A 16,952-nucleotide genomic window follows, 5' to 3' on the forward strand; every position below is an offset into this window, starting at 1 on the left:
TTCAAGGATTAATTATTTGTTTGCGTCGCTTTGAATTATGGCTCACACAAGGAAACTTACCAGAAGCAAAAACAGAATTAGAAGCTGCTACAAAATTAATGTTAGCATCAGGTGCAGCTATGCAATTAGCTGGTAGCTTAAATCCCGAATTGTATGATGTACAAATTCGTCCTTCAATGATGCCTCCTCACGTTAAATCTCATGATTTTAGTGGTTTAATGTCCTGGGAACATTCAGTCCTTGTCAAAGTTTGGAAGCAGTTGCGCCCCCATTTTGCTAATTTACCAATAGAATTAAAAGAGCAACATCAAGAGTTTGTTGATGCTTATCTTTATCTGGCTTCTTCTCATCGCGCAGTTTGTCAAAAATTCGGTGGTGAAGAAAAGGGGAGTTTGCGATTTGAACGGAGTTGTGCTGTTGATGTTTTAGATGCTTTTGCGCGGAGTCGCTGTCAATTTATTAATCCGGAAAATATGGAGGATAATCTCACGCAGAGGCGCAGAGGCACAGAGTAAGATTTATAAGTTTTTTATGAGAGATTTTTAAAAGTAGAGAAATTATGAATTATTCCATTGATGAGATTAAAAATCACCCTGCATCTGAGCGTATTTTGGCTGCACTTAAAGATGCTAGAATTAAGTTAGAAGCGGTGGAGTTAGAAAGGTCTGAGCAAATCGCTATTATTGGGATGGCGGGGCGGTTCCCTGGTGCGAGAAATTTAGATGAGTTTTGGCATAATCTCAAAAATGGTGTTAACTCCATTGAGTTTTTAAATGATGAAGAATTATTAGCTAATGGGGTAAAGCCGGAAGATTTACAAAATCCGCATTATGTCCGGGCTTATGCTAGTTTCCCAGGAATTGACCAATTTGATGCGGCTTTTTTTGGTTATTCTCCCAGAGAAGCGGAAATTCTTGATCCTCAGCATCGTGTATTTTTAGAATGTGCTTGGGAAGCGTTAGAAAATGCTGGTTATGATTCACAGCAATATTCAGGAAATATTTCTGTCTATGCTGGGGCTGCACTTAATAGTTATCTTGTCAATTTATCGAGTAATTCTCATTACCGAGATTCTGCCAATCATGTGCAGGTTGTTATTAGTAATGTGATGGGTTTAATGCCTACTCGTGTATCTTATAAATTGAATTTAACTGGTCCGAGTTGTGGTGTTCAAACTGGTTGTTCTACTTCTTTAGTAAGTGTACATCTTGCTGCTCAAAGTTTACTTAGTCGAGAATGTGATATAGCTCTGGCTGGTGGTGTATCTATCGGTTCAGGAGAAAAGACAGGTTATCTTTATCAAGAAGATGGTGTGCTTTCTCCAGATGGTTATTGTCGTGCTTTTGATGTGAATGCTAAAGGTACAGTTTTTGGTAATGGTGTGGGTATTGTGGTTCTGAAACGACTGCGGGATGCTATTAAAGATGGCGACCATATTTATGCAATTATCAAAGCTACTGCAATTAATAATGATGGTTCGCAAAAAGTTGGTTTGACTGCACCCAGTGTCACAGGACAAGCTCAAGCTATAGCGACTGCTTTAGCAAAATCAAAAATAAATCCAGAGACAATTAAATATATTGAAACTCACGGTACTGGAACAGCTTTAGGAGATCCCATTGAAATTGCGGCTTTGACTAAAGCATTTTCTCCACATACCCATAAAAAACAATTTTGTACGATTGGTTCAGTAAAAACTAATATTGGTCATTTGGATGCGGCTGCGGGTATAAGTGGTTTAATTAAAACAGCCCTAATTCTCAAACATCAACAAATTCCCCCCAGTTTAAATTTTACTGCGGTAAATCCCCAAATTGATTTTGCCAATAGTCCATTTTTTGTGAATACTCAGTTAACATCTTGGACAAATAATGAATACCCTAGAAGAGCAGGTGTGAGTTCTTTTGGTATGGGTGGAACTAATGCTCATGCAATTTTAGAGGAAGCACCATCACCATTATCTGCTAATAGTTCCCGTCTTTGGCATTTGCTGACACTATCAGCAAAAACTCTATCAGCTTTAGAAACAGCAACCAAAAATCTCACTGAATATTTCCAACAATTTCCTGATGTGGATGTTGCGGATGTAGCTTACACTCTCCAAATTGGTAGAAGAGCATTTAACCATCGTCGCTGCTTAGTTTGTCAAACTCCAACGCAAGCAATGGAAATACTCACAGGACTTGATGCTTCTCAACTTTTGAGTCATTCTCCAGAAAATACTGAACCTAGCGTTGTGTTTATGTTTCCTGGACAGGGTAGCCAATATGTAAATATGGGACAAGAACTGTACGCCACAGAAGCAGTTTTCCGTACACAAGTTGACAATTGCTGTGAATTATTAACTCCACATTTAGGTTTAGATTTGCGTTCTATTCTCTTTGTCGAAAAAGATAAAGAAGTAGCAGAGCAAATTGCCTTACTTACCCAAACTGCTTATGCCCAACCTGCACTATTTGTAGTAGAATACGCCTTGGCTAAACTCTGGTTATCTTATGGTATTCAGCCACAGGCAATGATTGGTCATAGTATAGGTGAATATGTGGCGGCGACTTTAGCTGGTGTATTCACTTTGGCTGATGCTTTGCTAATAGTTGCACAGCGCGGAAAATTGATGCAAAAATGCCCGTCAGGGGTGATGCTTTCTGTTTCTCTGGCTGCTGAGAAATTGCAAATGTTGCTGACAGATGATTTAGTGATTGCTGTGCATAATGCACCTCAGTTATGTGTCGTGTCGGGAACAGAAGCAGCGATTCATCTCTTAGAACAACGTTTAGAAAATGACAATATTCCTCATCGGCGTTTACATACTTCCCACGCTTTCCACTCACCTTTGATGGTAAGTGCGGTGACTCCTTTGACGGAAATTTTCCAAAATATTCAACTTTCTTCTCCCCAAGTTCCTTTTATTTCTAATGTGACTGGAACTTGGATAACTTCAGAACAAGCAACAAATCCCAATTATTGGGCGAATCATTTGCGTCAATCTGTGCGATTTGCTGAGGGAATTACCCAACTCCAACAATTACCTAATCAGATTTTATTAGAAGTTGGTTTTGGTCAAAGTTTGAGTACTTTAGTGAGACAATTTCCCGATGCACATCCAATTTTATCATCTGGACGGCATCCCCAAGATCATCAGTCTGATGTGGCTGTGATTTGCAAAACTTTGGGACAGCTTTGGTTGAGGGGTGTGAGTGTAAATTGGGCAGAATTTTATGCTGAACAACAACGCCGACGATTACCTCTACCTACTTACCCTTTTGAACGTCAGCGCTATTGGGTGGAACGGTATCCACTACTAGAAACTACTTCTACTAGCTCTAAAACACTTCAGAAGCAGGAAGATATCTCAAATTGGTTTTATTTGCCTTCTTGGAGACAAAAGCCTCTATTGCGTTCTGCTGCGCCTCTAAATAAACAGCGCTATTTGGTATTTTGTCATGGTGGGGGTGTTGGTGAAAAGTTAGTCCAGCAACTTGAGGAAATAGGACAGGATGTAATAACTGTTAAACCTGGAGAAAGATTTACTCAAGCAGGTGATAATTATACGATCGCACTTGATCAACCGGAAGATTACAAAACACTTTGGTTACAATTACAAACAGATGAGCAGTTACCTGATGTAATTTTGCATTCATGGACTCTTCAAGAACTGACAAATTTTCAACACCAGCAAAATCTTGGTTTTTACAGCTTACTTTGGCTAATTCAGGCGTTATCTTCTTCATCTCCATCTGTGCGAATTTGTGTATTGACTCAACAAGTACAAAATGTTTTGGGTAATGAAACTGTTAACGCTGATGATGCCACAATTCTGGGTTTAGTCAAGGTAATTCCGCAAGAATATCCGAATTTGACTTGTCAACATATTGATGTGTCTATTTCTAATCTTAATTTACAGCAAATAGTTAGGGAAATAACTACAAATTTCCTGGATACTGCTATTGCTTATCGCGGTCAAACTCGCTGGTTACAAGAATTTACACCGATTTCTTTACCTGATCCTGAAGTTAATCAACTACCTCTGATTTCAGGGGGTGTATATGTGATTGCTGGGGATTTGGTGGCAGGTTTAGGGTTGATTTATGCTAAGTTTCTATCTGATACGGTGAAGGCTAAGTTGGTGTTTTTGGGACGATCAGATTTACCGCAGCCACAACAATGGGATAATTGGTTGGCTACCCACGGTCGTCAAGATGCTGTTAGCCATTGTATTCAACAACTACAAGCTTTACAGGCGCAGGGATGTGAATTTTTGTTTAGTAGTGTTGACTTAACCCAGATTGATCAAGTTGAGGAGGCGATCGCTCATTCTCTCACTCAATTTGGTACGATTAACGGTGTGATTCACGCTGCGGCAATGGGCGATCGCGCTAGTTGTTTGATTCGCAATCTGACGATGGATGAGTGTGAAAAACAATTCTCTCTGAAAATCCACGGTTTGCTAACGTTAGAAGCAGCACTAAAAAATCAACCCCTAGACTTCTTCCTTTTACAATCATCTCTCTCATCTGTGGTTGGTGGGATTGGCTTTGCTGCTTATGCTGGAGCTAACTGCTTTATGGATGCTATATCTCATCAGCGTAGTCAAAACAGTAACACACCCTGGATTAGTATTAACTGGGATGCCGTCAGTTTAGCAGAAATCACTACTCCCACAGGTGCAGCCCTCGTAGATTTAGCCATGACTCCCCAGGAAGTTTGGCAAGTTACACAAAGAATTTTAGCTCAACCTGTAGCCGCACAAATCACCGTTTCTCCCATAGACTTAGAATCTCGCCCACAATCTCAGATTCCAGAAAATAGCATATCTGCAATTAACCACACCCGTCCCCAAATTTCCACTACTTATGTTTCCCCCAGCAATGAAATTGAAGCCAGAGTCACCCAAGTAATGGAGAATTTATTGGGAATCTCACCTATAGGGATTCATGATAACTTTTTCGAGTTGGGAGGACATTCGCTGTTAGCTATTCAAGCAGTTTCTCAACTGCGGTCAGAATTTCAAGTAGAATTACCCATGCGACAATTCTTATTTGAGTCACCCACCATTGCTGGTATAGCCAAAATTATTCGAGAAAATCAATCACTTATTACTGATGATACAGAAGTTTTGGCTATGTCTAACCTGAGCGAAACAGGGAGGAAAGAAGAAATCACCGCATTACTCGATCAAGTAGAACAAATGACACCTACCCAAGTACAGGAATATCGTTTGGATACTTTGGAGCCAAGGTAGTCTTAGAGACTTCCAAATAAAAAAATATCCCGTCGTTTTGAGAGCAGGGGGAGGAAAGGTCATTTTAGTTGCAGAAATTTGGATCAACTCTTTTGTGGAGTTCTCTTAGTGTAAGGGACTGCCCAAAAAGCACAGTTTGACTATACCAAGCTTATAATTTGTGAGAGCGATCGCGATCGCCCTCACAAACCGTCATAATTAGTGAGAGCGATCGCGATCGCCCTCACAAACCGTCATAATTACGCGCTAAAGTACTTCGCTACCGGGTGATAAGCAATAATCGCCGTTGTAGATTGTTCTGGATAAATTTGCTCACTTTCATCCATATACAGATTAATTCTGTCAGCCTCCAACAACTCCAACTGCTTGTACTGGTCTTGAATATTCGGACAAGCCGGATAGCCAAAACTATACCGAGAGCCTTGATAACGCTGCGCCAAAATATCCCGAATATTATCCGGTTCATCAGCACCAAAACCCAACTCCCGGCGAATCCTAGCGTGAGTCCATTCCGCCAAAGCCTCAGCCACCTGCACAGCCAAACCGTGGAAATACAGATAATCAGTGTATTGATTATTAGCAAACAAATTCTGAGCAAACTCCGTCGCAATATCCCCCACAGTCACCGCCTGCATTGGGAACACATCAATCACCCCCGACTCCTTCGGCGCAAAGTAATCTGCAATACACAACCGCCGCAAAGACCTCTGCCGGGGAAACTCAAAACTAGCTCTTACCTCCGCGTCCTCTGCGCCTCTGTGGTTAGGATCATAAACATACAAAGTATTCCCCTCAGATTGACAAGGAAAATACCCATAAACCACCTGCGGATGCAAAAGATTCTCCTCAATTACCCGTTGCTTCCAACTCTCCAAAATCGGATAAACCTTCTCAGCCAAAAAAGCCTGATACTCCTCCTTAGACTGTTCCTTCGGCTTGCGAAACTGCCATTGTCCAGCAATCAAAGCTTGCAAATCCAAATGCCAAAGTATTTCCTCAATGGGAATATCATCAGGCTTTAATAACTGACTTCCCCAAAAAGGCGGCGTAGGACGTTGAATATCTATCGCCACAGCTTCAGAACGACGGGTATCAATGGGGGCTGGAGTCTGGGGAGTGGGGACTGCTTCCGTAATTACTTCGCTAGTAATTTCGGCTTCTTCTGTCACCACTTCATCCAAAAATCCCTGGAAATCATCCCAGTTATTACAAGCCTTCGCTGGCATTAATTTATCCATGAAGTGTAAATCAGAAAAAGCATCCTTACCATAAACCACCTTACCTTTATAGGTGTTTTGGCAATCTTGATGCACAAACTTAGGAGTTAACGCCGCACCACCTAGAATCACCGGCACAGTAATTCCTTTTTCATTAAACGCTTGCAAATTGTCCTTCATAAAAGCAGTGGACTTGACCAACAACCCACTCATGGCGATACAATCGGCTTTATGCTCTTCGTAAGCTTGAATGATATTTTCCACCGGTTGCTTAATCCCCAGGTTAATCACCTTGTAACCATTGTTAGTTAAGATAATATCCACCAAGTTTTTACCAATATCATGGACATCACCTTTAACTGTGGCAATAATAAAGGTTCCTTTGCCATTGCTATCAGTTTCTGACTTTTCCATGAATGGTTCTAAATATGCAACTGCCGTTTTCATGGTTTCCGCAGATTGCAAGACAAAGGGTAGTTGCATTTGTCCCGAACCAAATAACTCTCCCACTACTTTCATCCCATCCAGCAGAAATGTGTTGATAATCTGTAAGGCGGGATACTTTTCTAAAGCTTGTGTCAGGAGTTTCTCTAAACCAATGCGTTCGCCGTCGATGATATGGCGTTTGAGGCGTTCTTCTAGGGGGAGACTTTCATCAACACCTTTGTCGCGTTTGGTTGTTACCCCTTCAAATAAAGTGGTAAGTTCTCCCAAAGGATCATAAACGCAGACATCACCATCAAATTTTCGTCGGTCATAAATCAAATCGAGACAAACTTGTTGATGCTTGTCTTCAATTTTAGATAGCGGTAAAATTTTGTTAGGGCTGACAATGGCGGCATCCATTCCGGCTGTCATGGCTTCATGCAAAAACATCGAGTTCAGGACAACTCGTGATGCAGGATTTAAACCAAAGGAAATATTTGATATCCCCAAAATAACATGACATCCGGGTAATTCTTGGCGAATGCGACGAATTGACTCAACGGTGGCTTTGCCATTGGCTCGGTCTTCTTCAATCCCCGTAGAAATCGGTAGGGCTAAAGTATCAAAGAATATTTCTGTTGCCGGGATACCATGTTCTACAGCTTGACGATAGGCGCGTTGGGCAATTTGAAACTTTTTCTCGGCTGTCCGTGCCATCCCATCTTCATCGATAGTCCCAATGACTATGCCCGCACCATATTTTTTTGCCAAGTCCAGCACTTTCAGAAAACGTGGTTCGCCGTCTTCGTAATTGGTAGAGTTCAGCAAACACTTACCGCCGGCTACCTTTAAACCCGCCTCCATTTTTTCCCATTCTGTGGAGTCCAGCATTAAAGGCAGTGTAACATTATTGACAATGCGTGAAACCAGTTCGTGCATATCCCGGACACCGTTACGTCCCACATAATCGACGTTGACATCAAGGATGTGTGCGCCTTCTTTGACTTGCGCCCTAGCCATGGACACTAAGCCGTCCCAATCTTCTGCATTCAGCAAATCACGGCATTTTTTGGAACCACTGGCGTTAAGACGTTCCCCAACGATTAAGAAGGAGTTATCTTGGTCGTAAGGCTGAGTGGAATAAATTGATGCTGCGGCTGGTTCTAAACTATGCTGTCTGATTTTTGGCTTCAGCTGTTTGGCAATTTCTGCTAATTGTTGAATGTGTTCTGGACGTGTCCCACAGCAACCCCCAATCACTTGGACACCCAAATCTTCAACAAAATGCATTAACGCCATGCGTAATTCTATTGGTGTCAGGCGGTAATGTGCTTGTCCACCGACGTTCTCTGGTAAACCTGCGTTGGGTATACAAGAGACTATGAATGGTGAATGTTCGGACAGATATTTGATATGCGGTTTCATCAAGTCTGGCCCGGTGGCACAGTTTAAACCAAGGATATCTATGGGATATGGGGCTAATATTGTCAGAACAGCGCTGATTTCTGAACCGACAAGCATTGTACCCATGCTTTCCATCGTGACCGATACCATTAATGGGCGGCGTTCCCCTTTTTTGGCAAAAACTTCTTCTATACCATTCAATGCGGCTTTGATTTGCAGCACGTCTTGGCAAGTTTCTACGAGGAATAAATCCACACCACCATCAAATAGGGCTTCGGCTTGTTCAGCAAAGTTGGCTTTGAGGGTGTCAAAGTCAATGTGTCCCAAGGTGGGGAGTTTGGTTGTGGGTCCCAGGGAACCGGCAACAAATCTGGGTTTTTCTGGGGTAGAAAATTCGGCGGCGACGCGCTTGGCTATTTCTACGGCTGTTTTGTTGAGATAATAGGTCTGGTCTGCTAGGTCATATTCTGCTAGAACTATGGATGTCGCGCCGAAGGTGTCGGTTTCGATGACATCAGCGCCGGCGGCGAGAAAGTCTCTATGTACTTTAGCGACGGCTTCAGGGTTGGTATGGACTAGGTATTCGTTACAACCTTCGTATTGTGGACCTCCGAAATCTTCAGCTGTGAGGTTTTGCGTTTGCAAGTTGGTTCCCATTGCACCGTCAAAGACGAGAACTGGGCGATTTGGACTATGTAAATGTTCTAGGAACGGATGAGTCATATTTTCCTACATCGGTCTTGTAGTTTTCATTTTATTATTTTCCCAAATTGTCTGCGTTTTATGAGGGTTTGGTGGATTTGTTGCACGCACTAGGCGCATACTTCGACTTCGCTCAGTAAGCAGAGGCGCAAAGAGTTGGAGTTTTAATTGAAGATTAAATCTAAGCGCTGTTGGGTGATTTTTAGGGCTTCTGTTGGGGTGTTTTGACTGAGTAAGACTGATTCTATGGCTCGGCCTAAGCTGTCGGATATGCGATTATAACCGGGAAAGATGGGTCGCGATCGCCCATATTTGGCTTGGTCTAAAAATACTTGCACGGGTGGTAATTTCTTGACAAATTCTTGATATTGTGCATCTTGGCGAGATTTGATATTAATTGGTAAGTAGCCTGTTCCTAATGCTAGTTCTGTCTGAAATTCTGCACTCATGGCATACTCGGCAAAGGTGAAGGCGGCTTTTTCTCGTTCTGGTGTGGTTTTGAATAAAAATAAGTTCTCACCGCCGACGCTGGTAGCGGGTTCTTGATTCACTGGAATGGGAAAAACATCAAAGTCTACGCCACTGGCGGTAAATTCTCCTAAACTCCAGGGGCCTGTGACTTGCATGGCGACATTACCAGCGATTAAGTCACCTGTTTCATAGCCTCTTTCGGGGCTGGATAACATAGCGGAACCATCTGCAATCAGATTACGCCAAAATTGTAAGGCAGCGATCGCACCAGGATTATTTTGTAACATTACGGCAGATGCCTTTTCCGCTTCCCCGTTGACTAATTCCCCACCGCTACTCCACATAAATGGTAGCCAGGTGAAAACTGTAAATTCTCCTTTTCCTAATGGCAAAAACATTCCATACTGATTGATGCGACCATCGCCATTGGTATCACGAGTCAATTTTTTAGCAACTTCCCGAAACTGTTCCCAAGTCTTGGGTAATTCAGTAATACCGGCGGCTTTAAATAAACTGGGACGGTAGTACACAGCAACATTATTGGTCGCAAATGGCACTGACCAAATTTGACCCTGGTATTCCATTGACTCAAACAAAGCCGGGTCAATTTCGGCTTTAACAGGAGAATTATTCAGCTTTTCGTCTAAAGGAATTAAAGCTTGTAGCTCGACTAATTGACCGGCAATGGTGGGGTTATACCATAATAAATCCGGTGGCGCATTGCCCACAACTGCGGCTAAAATTTTCGGCGTTTGCTGGTCTTGTTGTCCAGCATAAAGAGACTCTACTTGAATTTTCGGATGAGTTTGATTAAATTTATCTACAAGCTTTTGTAAGACATCTCGATTGGGTGGTGGGTTTACACCTTGCCATAAAGTCAGATGAATTACACCTGTCTTGGCTATTCGCATCGTCTGACATCCACCTAAAGCTAGTATGCCCACTAGCAGTAACAGCAGTAAACTTTTAAAGTAGTACTGCACGTTTTTTCTTTTTCTCCTATATTTCTGGGGTATGAAAAAAAGCCGTGCATAACGTCTCATAAGGTATCGCACAATTGAGGTGATTTTTATACAGTTCAATAGGCTGTCCTTTACATCTAGGCAAAAACTACATATATCCTAAACTTTTAAGGAAGCGTTAATCATTTGAGATTATGGCAGGACACAGTAAATGGGCTAATATTAAGCGCCAGAAGGCGGTAGTAGATGCCAAAAAGGGCAAGACTTTCGCCCAGTTATCTAGGGCAATTATTATTGCTGCTAGAAGTGGTGTACCAGACCCAAATTTAAATTTTCAGCTACGTACAGCTATTGATAAGGCTAAGGCGGCTGATATTCCTAATGATAATATTGAACGGGCGATCGCTAAAGGAGCGGGAACTTTTGGCGGTGATGGTGCTAGTTTTGAGGCGATTCGCTATGAGGGTTATGGCCCTGGTGGTGTGGCTATTTTAATTGAAGCCCTGACAGATAATCGTAATCGCACGGCGGCTGATTTACGTGGGGCTTTTAGTAAATGTGGTGGAAATTTAGGTGAAACGGGTTGCGTTAGCTGGATGTTTGACCAAAAGGGTGTGTGTGTAGTTTCTGGGGTGGAGGATGAAGACCAGCTTCTAGAAGCGTCTCTGGAAGGTGGGGCGGAGTTTTATGAAATGACTGAGGATGATATGGCTGAGGTGTTTACTGAGATGTCGAATTTAGAGGTTCTCAGTCAGAGGTTGAGGGATAAGGGTTTTAAAGTTAATGATGCGGAGTTACGCTGGATTCCTGGCAATTATATTGAAATTGTTGATTTTGAGCAAGGGCGATCGCTTCTCAAGTTAATTGATACCCTAGAGGGGTTGGATGATGTCCAGAATGTGACTGCTAATTTTGATATGTCGGACAGTGTTTTGGAGTTGTTGATGGTTTAAGAGGAACGAACCGCAGAGGCGCAGAGGACGCTGAGGAAGAGTTTGAGAGAGTTTTGACAGGTGAAAAATTATCCGTGTTCATCTGCGTTCTTCTGTGATTGCTTCTACCAACTCTTCAGGCGATAAGAGATGATTTTTTGGTAAGAAGTTTAATCAAGATCCAGATAAAAATTGGACACAAAGCTCCTTGTTCAATGGAAAAGCAATTGGACTGATGAACATTGATGAGCTAGAAACAATAACTGGGTATGATTTCCTGTCAAATATTCCTACTGAGATTCAGAAAGTGATATAAAGAAGAATTTAAAAATCTCCCCAGTAGGGACCACGTTCGACAGTACCATCGGGCATAGTAGTATTCCAAATCAAGTTTCCATAACCACAAATACTTTGTTTGGGAATAAGAGCATCTCGGAAACTGGTCTCAGCTAAAATAGCATATTCAAAACGATAACCGAAGTTGGCTCTATCGAAGTAAGCACAGTTAGCATTCATGTGGGTGAGGATAGTTCCCCTCAAATCAGCTTCGGTCAAATCAGCCCAACTCAAATTAATGGAGTACATATTGGCATCTCTGACGATAGCGCGTCTGAAACAAGCTTGTTCCAAAACAGCTCCGAACAAATTGCCTCCGCTCAGATCGGCCTCGGTAAAATCAGCCTTATTCAAACAAGCTCCACTCAAATTAATTTCCTGCAAACACAACCCCCGCAAGTCGATTTCGTTTCCTTCGACATCGAACGGGGATTGAATCAACTTGATTCCCCTAAAGTCACGCTCCCCTTGGAGGTAGTGACCAACCAATTCTTCTGGAGTCATTTTCAAGACTATCATTTTACTTCTAATTTCTTTTCCAATCTCAAATATAGTGCTACTAATCCCATGTTTTTAAACGTAGGTTCCCCACACCCTCTGAACGAATTACGAATTACCTTAGCGAAGCGGGGCGTAGCCCATTACGAATTATTTATAGCCGGCAGCTTGCAAATTAAACAATTTGGCGTAACGTCCCCCTGTCTGTAATAATTCCTCATGGGTTCCCTGTTCTGCAATTTTACCATCTTCGATAACTGCAATTTTATCAGCCATTCTCACTGTGGAGAAACGGTGAGAAATTAAAAAAACCATCTGATTTTGTGTCAGTGTGCGAAAATGATTGAAGATATCAAACTCGGCTTGAGCATCCATTGCTGATGTTGGTTCGTCTAATACTAAAATATCTGCTTTTGTTCGCATAAATGCACGGGATAAGGCGATTTTTTGCCACTGTCCCCCGGAAAGTTCTTGTCCACTCTTGAACCAACGCCCTAGTTGAGTTTGAAAGTTTTGGGGTAATCTCTCTATGAAGGGTTGCGCCATGCCTTTTTCGGCGGCTATTTCCCAGCGATGTTTATCTGCTAAATGTTCTACGTCCCCGACTCCAATATTCTCTCCGACTGTGAATTGATAACGCACAAAGTTCTGAAATATTACTCCAATACGTTGACGCAATACATCAACATCCCATTCTTGCAAGTCTAAACCATCTAAATAAATCCTTCCTGAATCTGGGGTATAAAGTCGAGTGAGTAATTTAATTAAGGTAGTTTTACCTGAACCATTTTCGCCAACAATTGCGAGTTTTTCTCCCGGTTTTAAATGTAGAGAAATATCTGTTAATGCAGGTTGCAAACTTCCAGGATAAGTAAATGATACGTTCTCAAAACAAACTCCATCTTCAGGGTTTATTCCTCTGGTTGCACTACCCCAAGATTTGGGAACTTCTTCTTCTAAAAAATCGTAAAGGTTGGATAAATATAAGTTGTCTTCATACATTCCGCCAATTGAAGTTAGGGCATTAGAAAATGTAGACTGTCCTTGACGAAACACCGTGAGATACATGGTCATATCTCCTAAAGAAATCCTCCCCATCGCTGTTTCAACGACTATCCAAGCATAAGCTAGGTAAAAAGCCGCCGTACTCACTAAACTTAGGAGATATCCCCACAAACCCCGGCGCAAAGTTAAGTCTCTATCTTCACTATATAGTTGACGAAACAAATTGCGGTAACGTTCTAGCAGGGTTTCACCTAGTTGATAAAGTTTGACTTCTGTAGCATAGTCTTCTCTGGCTAGTAAGCTTTCTATATATTGCTGTTTACGACTTTCTGGCGCACGCCAACTAAATAAACGAAAGGCTTGTCCAGCAAATTTGGTTTCAGCAATAAAGGAGGGCATGGCAGCTAAAATTAAGACTATGACTGCCCAAGATGAGAAGTTTATTAATAAAATGCCGTAGGTGACTAAGGAAAGGGCGTTTTGTACTAAGCCAAAGGTACGATTGACTAAAGACAGGGGACGCACTGAGGCTTCTCGCCTGGCGTTGGTGAGTTTGTCATAAAATTCGGAATCTTCAAATTGGCGTAAATCTAATGTCAGGGCTTTTTCTAATATCAGTATATTTACTTTTTGTCCTAGTAGCACCCGTAACAGCGATTGAGAAATAGAAATCCCCCGTTGACTACCTGCGAAGAGTGCGATCGCAACTGCTTCTAATCCTACATATAATAAAGGTTGAGAAATATTACCGTTACCAACTTGAGAAGCTAAAACCACAGCATCCACAATTAACTTGCCAATGTAGGCGATCGCAGCTGGTAAAAGACCCGCAACTAAAGTTAAAGTAGCAAGAATAATGGTCAAAATCTGGCTAGTATTCCACACTAAGCCGATAGCCCGTCCGCTATAGCGAAAAACAGCCAATGACTGGCGCAGAGTGTTCCCTATCTTTTTCATACTTATTTTTATACTGATTCTTATAAAATTATGAAAATTTGGCAAGTTGATTTTTATCGTAGTCCGGTGCAGGATACTGGACAAATTCTCTGGGAATTGTTGATTTGTGACGCAACTCGTAGTTTTGAATATACAGCCACCTGTCCCCAGTCAGCAGCCAACTCTCATTGGGTTGCGACTCAACTTCAGTTAGCAGCTGGCGATAACTTACCAGATATCATTCAGGTATTTCGTCCCCAGTCTTTGAGTTTAATTCAAGCAGCTGCAAACAACTTAGATATTGACGTTGAACCTACCCGCTACACTTTGGCGTTAAAACAGTGGTTAGAAGAAAAGCAATATCCCTTAGCCTTGGATAAACCACCCCCAACACCATTACCCGAAAATCTCTGGGGGAAAGAGTGGCGATTTGCTACCCTCTCAGCCGGCGAACTCGCGGATGTGTTTGCACAACGCCCGATACCGATTGTATCTATACCAGAGTTTTTGAAACCGATAAATCTGGGTTTAGCATCTACAGTCCCTGTCCCTGGTGTCATTATCTATGGTGGCAGAAAATCGATGTATTTAGCGCGATGGTTAGAAGAAGCACAGCCAGTTGCGTTAAATTACATAGCTGGCGAACCAAATGGTTTAATATTAGAAGCTGGTTTAGTTGATAGGTGGATAGTGGCGACATTTGAAGATACCGATGTTGCATCTGCTGCAAAATTTTATCAACAGCGTCAACAACAAAGCCAAGGATTGCATTTTTTATTAGTCCAACCCGATGATTCCGGGATGACTTATACAGGCTTTTGGTTATTAAGGGCAGAAAATTAGTTCTAGAATTTGTTAGATAACTAATTCCTCAATCTTCTCTGTTTTTGATTGAGAATAAGACAACATTTTCACTAACACTTCTTCAGCAACAGCTTTAACTACATTAATGCTTACTGAATTTCCTAGTTGATGGTAAGCTTTATCATCATTGGGATGAAGTAGAAAACTATCTGGAAAACCTTGTAACCTTGCTGCTTCACGGGGCGTTAGTCGCCGCACTCGCTGATTATGATACACCCCTAATCTATTGGCATCACTGGCAACTAATGTTACTGAAATTTTATTTGGGTCTACAAATTTATAAACTTCAAATGAAAAATTACCCGATAAAGGTTTATATTTTCCATTAATTAGTTTAAGATATTTCTTGGCAACTAGTGAATTTAAAATTTCTCCCAGATGAGGATAATCACAAAAACTAGCTATTTGTTCCTGAGTTAATAACTTACCATCTTGTTCGCAACCGAATTCTTTATTTCGTCTTTTTAATATAAACTGGTTCATCAATGCGATTTCTTCTGCACTACATTCACCACGCAATCCTAATTCCCAAGAATGAATAGAATTTCCTCCTCGATAATCAATTAGTCTTACGCCATGTAAGCGATTTAACTCATCGTTAAATATCCGTTTTAAAGCATTAATAAAATCTGGAGAACAATCATATTTACTACTAGGATTATCTTCTAAAATATCAGCAACAGTTGCAGTTTTTTGGGTTTGGTGAAATAAACACATCTGTTGCGGATTATAAGTATGAGAATCTTTTGGTCCCACATCTGACATTAAATTAAACTTAGGCGTGGCGTTTAAAATACCTATTAAATAAATTCGGACACGGTTTTGTGGTAAACCAAAGTTTGCACTATTCAGCAAAAAAGCATCAAAGCTGTAACCTCTTTTTTGAATTTCGTGTTTAATTGTTGATAGAGTTTTACCTTGGTCATGACTGTAAATTCCTCGGACATTTTCAAAAATAAAAGCTTGTGGTTTATATGTATCAAGTAATCTAGTAATTTCAAAAAATAGTGTCCCTCTTGTATCGCCAAAACCTTCTTTTTTACCAGCATGAGAAAATGATTGACAGGGAAAACCAGCTAATAAAACTTCATGTTCTGGTAGTTTATCTATCAATCGAACATCACCTAATGGCTTGTGATTGAAGTTGGTTTCGTAAACGAATTGAGCATCTGTATTGATTTCGCTACTTAAAACACATTCACTTTCTAGATTTAAGGAATTAGCCGCTTGTTCAAAGGCTAATCTAATTCCCCCTATTCCTGAAAATAAGTCAATGAACCTAATTTTTTGCATCTTGTTAAATAGTTTTTTACCTAAAAATTAAAATCATTTATCTGTCTAAAAAATATTCCTTTAAAAAATTACAAAATACATCAAGTTCTTCACGAGAGAACGCCACTGTACAATGACTATATGAACAAATTATCCTGAGCGCATTTTCTCTTTCAAAGTTGCCAGCACCATCAAGGACATAACCTATTTTATATCCAAGTGCTTCAATTTGCTCAAAGCGCGATTTTGCTTGTCCAGCTTTCCTCTCAATGACACTATTGGTAGTTACTTGAAAGCTGACTTCTATAGCTACATACTTATTTTCTTGAGAAAGTACAATATCAAATGTTGTCGGATTATTGTCTTCAGTATGACTTATCTCTGGTATCTGTCCATTTGTTTTGATATTAACATTTGGAAGATTAAGGTGATTTTCTAAATATTCTTTAACAAAAGTTTGAGTAATTTGTCCTAAAGTATTTGATTGGGAACCAGCAGTAATGCGACTAACCCAGATATATCTTTGTTTAATAAATTGTTGTAACTTATCTGTTCTACCTATGTAGTTACCAATTTCACATTTTACTAGGATTTCTGAAGCTTTTTCGTTTGTGGAATTACTACCAAACAAAATCAAAGCTATAACGTCTTTGTGTAGTTGAGAAAGAGGTTGGTCTTCCAGTAT

The 16,952-nt window shown here is 41.0% G+C and carries 9 protein-coding genes and 1 pseudogene; 4 read left to right on the forward strand and 6 right to left on the reverse strand.

The annotated features are described in order from the left end of the window. Positions 1-515, forward strand: a 515-nt coding sequence (locus tag VB654_RS08005) for a siderophore biosynthesis protein (protein WP_323213160.1), incomplete at its 5' end; no start/stop codon positions are given. Positions 516-559: 44 nt separating this feature from the next. Continuing rightward, complete coding sequence (locus VB654_RS08010) at positions 560-5,242, forward strand: type I polyketide synthase (RefSeq protein ID WP_323213161.1); 4,683 nt, start codon at positions 560-562, stop codon at positions 5,240-5,242. Between the two features lie 239 nt (positions 5,243-5,481). Here the strand turns inward: VB654_RS08010 and metH are convergent, their stop codons facing one another. Both metH and VB654_RS08020 read right to left on the reverse strand, forming a co-directional pair. Beyond that, positions 5,482-9,012: a methionine synthase gene (gene metH, locus VB654_RS08015; RefSeq protein ID WP_323213162.1), complete on the reverse strand. Its 3,531-nt coding sequence runs from the start codon at positions 9,010-9,012 to the stop codon at positions 5,482-5,484. Between the two features lie 143 nt (positions 9,013-9,155). Then, complete coding sequence (locus VB654_RS08020) at positions 9,156-10,445, reverse strand: ABC transporter substrate-binding protein (protein WP_323213164.1); 1,290 nt, start codon at positions 10,443-10,445, stop codon at positions 9,156-9,158. 173 nt (positions 10,446-10,618) lie between these two features. Between VB654_RS08020 and VB654_RS08025 the strand changes: the two genes are divergently transcribed. Then, complete coding sequence (locus VB654_RS08025; RefSeq protein WP_323213165.1) at positions 10,619-11,377, forward strand: YebC/PmpR family DNA-binding transcriptional regulator; 759 nt, start codon at positions 10,619-10,621, stop codon at positions 11,375-11,377. A gap of 303 nt (positions 11,378-11,680) precedes the next feature. On the opposite strand, the gene VB654_RS08030 is transcribed toward VB654_RS08025, so the two are convergent. Both VB654_RS08030 and VB654_RS08035 read right to left on the reverse strand, forming a co-directional pair. Further along, positions 11,681-12,211: a pentapeptide repeat-containing protein gene (locus VB654_RS08030; RefSeq protein ID WP_323213166.1), complete on the reverse strand. Its 531-nt coding sequence runs from the start codon at positions 12,209-12,211 to the stop codon at positions 11,681-11,683. 129 nt (positions 12,212-12,340) lie between these two features. Further along, a complete protein-coding gene (locus VB654_RS08035; protein WP_323213167.1) occupies positions 12,341-14,152 on the reverse strand; it encodes an ABC transporter ATP-binding protein in 1,812 nt (603 codons plus the stop codon). A gap of 30 nt (positions 14,153-14,182) precedes the next feature. Here VB654_RS08035 and VB654_RS08040 point away from each other — a divergent pair, with 30 nt between their 5' ends. Beyond that, entirely contained in the window at positions 14,183-14,974 is a 792-nt protein-coding gene (locus VB654_RS08040) for a Tab2/Atab2 family RNA-binding protein (RefSeq protein WP_416235669.1), read from the forward strand. Positions 14,975-14,986: 12 nt separating this feature from the next. On the opposite strand, the gene dcm is transcribed toward VB654_RS08040, so the two are convergent. Continuing rightward, complete coding sequence (gene dcm / locus VB654_RS08045; RefSeq protein ID WP_323213168.1) at positions 14,987-16,288, reverse strand: DNA (cytosine-5-)-methyltransferase; 1,302 nt, start codon at positions 16,286-16,288, stop codon at positions 14,987-14,989. 37 nt (positions 16,289-16,325) lie between these two features. Further along, positions 16,326-16,952 (reverse strand): annotated as a pseudogene (locus VB654_RS08050) (restriction endonuclease); the annotation flags it as partial.

Origin of the sequence: Nodularia sp. UHCC 0506, assembly GCF_034931045.1 — a bacterium.
Classification (GTDB): domain Bacteria; phylum Cyanobacteriota; class Cyanobacteriia; order Cyanobacteriales; family Nostocaceae; genus Nodularia.

Bases quoted from the DNA above. Each gene is read 5' to 3' on its own strand.
- VB654_RS08010 (WP_323213161.1), top strand. From the start codon at position 560: ATGAATTATTCCATTGATGAGATTAAAAATCACCCTGCATCTGAGCGT.
- metH (WP_323213162.1), bottom strand. From the start codon at position 9,012: ATGACTCATCCGTTCCTAGAACATTTACATAGTCCAAATCGCCCAGTT.
- VB654_RS08025 (WP_323213165.1), top strand. From the start codon at position 10,619: ATGGCAGGACACAGTAAATGGGCTAATATTAAGCGCCAGAAGGCGGTA.
- VB654_RS08030 (WP_323213166.1), bottom strand. From the start codon at position 12,211: ATGATAGTCTTGAAAATGACTCCAGAAGAATTGGTTGGTCACTACCTC.
- VB654_RS08035 (WP_323213167.1), bottom strand. From the start codon at position 14,152: ATGAAAAAGATAGGGAACACTCTGCGCCAGTCATTGGCTGTTTTTCGC.
- VB654_RS08040 (WP_416235669.1), top strand. From the start codon at position 14,183: ATGAAAATTTGGCAAGTTGATTTTTATCGTAGTCCGGTGCAGGATACT.
- dcm (WP_323213168.1), bottom strand. From the start codon at position 16,288: ATGCAAAAAATTAGGTTCATTGACTTATTTTCAGGAATAGGGGGAATT.